We start from the raw sequence: 3,047 nt of genomic DNA on the forward strand, positions 1-3,047 counted from the left end.
GGGTGACCACGCGTGCCTTCACGCCGTCCGAGCGGGCCGCGGCGCGGCGTACCGGCGGCCGGTACGCGGCACCGGACCCACGGCGTCCACCTCGTGCGGTCGTGCTCCGCCTGGTGCACCCGGTCCCGGGGGCCCGCCCACGAGGGGAGCCGGTGCTTCTCCTCTGCACCGACCCTGGCCCCGCGGCAGGCCCGGGAAGGAGAGTGCCGCCCGTGGCGCGCCGGGCGACAGGGCCGAAGGTCCCGACGTGGTCGGGACACCTCAGCGCTCGGCGGACTGTCCCTTCACCTGGTTCGCGAGCACGGCGGCCTGCACGCGGCGCTGCATCCCGAGCTTGGCGAGCAGCGCCGAGACGTAGTTCTTCACCGTCTTCTCCGCCAGGAACATCTTGGCGCCGATCTCGCGGTTGGTCAGGCCCTCCCCGATGTAGGACAGCACCTCGCGCTCCTTCTCGGTGAGCTCGGCCAGCGGGTCCACCGCCTCGGTGCGCTCGCGCAGCCGACTCATCAGCGCCGTCGCGGCGCGGCCGTCGAGCAGGGACCGGCCGGCCCCGACCTCGCGGACCGCGTTGACGATGTCGTTGCCGCGGACGTCCTTGATGACGAAGCCGCTGGCCCCGGCCAGCACGGCGTCGAACATCGCCTGCTCGTCGGTGTAGGACGTCAGCATCAGGCACCGCAGGTCGGGCATGCGCGAGCGCAGGTCCCGGCAGAGCTCGACGCCGCTCCCGTCGGGCAGGCGCACGTCCAGCACCGCCACCTCGGGGTTGAGCGCCGGGATGCGGGCCAGGGCCTCGGCCACGCTGCCGGCGTCCCCGACGACCTCGAGGTCCTCGTGCGCGCCCAGCAGGTCGGCCACCCCCCGCCGCACCACCTCGTGGTCGTCGACCAGGAACACCGTCGTCATCGTTCGCTCTCTTCCGTGGGTTCGCCGGCCGACGTCACTGGTCGACCGGGTCGGGCTTCGTGGGGTCCAGCGGCACCCACCACGTCAGTCGGGTCCCCGACCCCACCGGTCGGCGGGCGACCCGGGCGTCGCCGCCCGCCGCGCGGGCGCGGGCGGCGAGGTTGGCCAGCCCGCTGCGCGCAACCGTCTCGGGGATGCCGATCCCGTCGTCGACGATCTCCACCGCGAGCGTGGAGTCCGCGGAGACGGTGACGGTGACGTGGGACGGCTCGGCGTGCCGGACGGCGTTGCTGACGCCCTCGCGCACCACCGCCTCGACCGCGACCGCGAGGTCCTCGGGGACGTCCTCGACGTCCCCGGAGACGCGCACCACCGGGTCGATGTCGGTGTCGGCGGCCATCTCGGTCGCGGCGGCCTGGATCCGCGAGGTCAGCTCCGAGCCGCCCCGCGCGGTGTGCAGGTCGAAGATCGAGGTGCGGATGTCGCGGATGATCCCGTCGATCTGGTCCACCGCGTCGTCCACGCGGCGTGCGGCGTCCGACGCGGGCAGCCGGGCGTGCGCGGCCTGCAGGCCCAGCCCGAGGGCGAACAGCCGCTGCAGCACGTGGTCGTGCAGGTCGGCCGCGATGCGCTCGCGGTCGGTGACGACGTCGAGCTGGCGGCGCGCCCGCTGCGACTCGGCGTGGCGCAGCACCAGTGCGGCCTGGTCGGCGAACGAGGCCAGGATCGACAGGCCGTCGTCGCCGACGTTCTCGGTCCACCCCTCCACCCCGACGACGACGAGCACCCCGCTCATCTCCTCGCCGCCGCGCATCGGCACGGCGAGACCCCGCCCCTCCGCCGGCGCGCCCGGCCGGAGCACGAGCCGCTCGGTGACCTGCGGCGTGCCGGTGCGGGCGACGGCGTCGAGCACGGTGCCGCGCACCACCAGCCGGGTGCCCAGCGGGATCCGGTCCTCGACGCCGACCGCGACGGTCACCCGCACCGGCTGCTCGTCGCCGTCCGCGCCGGTGCGCGGCGCGGTGGTGATGAGGGCCCCGGAGGCACCGATGAGCTCCGCCGCGCGCTGCGCGACCAGCGCCAGCGCCTCCCCCGGGTCGGCGCCGGCGAGCAGCGTCGTCGTGATCTCCCCGGAGGCCTCGAGCCAGCGCTGCCGCAACCGGGTCTCGGCCACCAGCTGCCCCGTGCGGGCGTGCAGCCGGGCGTTCTCGACCGCGATGCCGGCCGCCGAGGCGAGCGTGGTCGTCACGTCCTCGTCCTCGACGGTGAAGGACCCGCCGTGCTTGTCGGTCAGGTAGAGGTTGCCGACCACCCGGTCGCGGACCCGCACCGGGACCCCGAGGAACGACCCCATCGGCGGGTGGTTGGGCGGGAGCCCGACCGACGCCGGGTGCTCGGTGAGGTCGTCGAGGCGCAGCGGGGACGGGTGGCGGATGAGCTCGCCCAGCAGCCCCCGGCCGGTCGGCAGCGGCCCGATCCGTCCCCGCTCCTGCTCGTCGAGACCGACGGTGACGAACCGGGCCAGGGCCGTGCCGTCCTCGGTGAGCAGACCGAGGGCGCCGTAGCGGGCGTCGACGAGGTCGACCGCCTCGCGGACGATGCGCTCCAGGGTCTCCTCGAGGTCGAGGCCGTCCGCGACGGCGATCACGGACCGCAACAGCCGATCAGCCCGCAGCGCCGGCGCCCCCGCGTCGGCGCCCCGCCGCTCGCGTGTCGTCTGCCGGATGGTCGCCCCCAGTCTTGCTCCCTGCGCGGATGCGCTATCCGCGCTCCCTATCGTCGGTCAACGGAGGGGGCGGACGCCAGGGCCGAAGGTCCCTCGTGATCGTCGCGCCGGATCGCCCGCGGCCGACGCGGTGACCGAGGTCCCCGGCACGGGGGTCCGCCGTCCCTCCCGCGGAGCCGTGCCCGTCGGGCAGCGTCGTCATCCGGCACCGTGGCACGGCGCCACCGGACCCGCGAGGAGGACGTCATGCCGGCCGAGGTCCTCCCGAACGCGTCCGTGCCGGTCGGGCAGGTCTCCGCGCGGGCGCTCGCCACCGTGGCGGCCGACGCCTCCGTGCGCGAGGTCGCCGAGGAGCTGGTGATCGAGGAGCTGGTCCGCGAGGACGACGAGATCGCCGGGATCGTGTCGATGCGCG

The 3,047-nt window shown here is 75.3% G+C and carries 2 protein-coding genes; both read right to left on the reverse strand.

The annotated features are described in order from the left end of the window. Window positions 1-261 precede the first annotated feature (261 nt). On the reverse strand, window positions 262-906 hold the full coding sequence (locus VGH76_RS17250) for a response regulator transcription factor (protein ID WP_331557936.1): 645 nt from the start codon (window positions 904-906) through the stop codon (window positions 262-264). Window positions 907-940: 34 nt separating this feature from the next. Beyond that, window positions 941-2,554, reverse strand: coding sequence for a GAF domain-containing sensor histidine kinase (locus tag VGH76_RS17255; RefSeq protein WP_331557937.1), 1,614 nt, complete (start codon window positions 2,552-2,554; stop codon window positions 941-943). Between the last annotated feature and the right edge of the window lie 493 nt (window positions 2,555-3,047).

Source organism: Actinomycetospora sp. (assembly GCF_036497585.1).
Classification (GTDB): Bacteria; Actinomycetota; Actinomycetes; order Mycobacteriales; family Pseudonocardiaceae; genus Actinomycetospora.

What these genes read in the sequence shown, in the direction of transcription:
- VGH76_RS17250 (WP_331557936.1), bottom strand. Translation starts at nt 906, where the DNA reads ATGACGACGGTGTTCCTGGTCGACGACCACGAGGTGGTGCGGCGGGGG.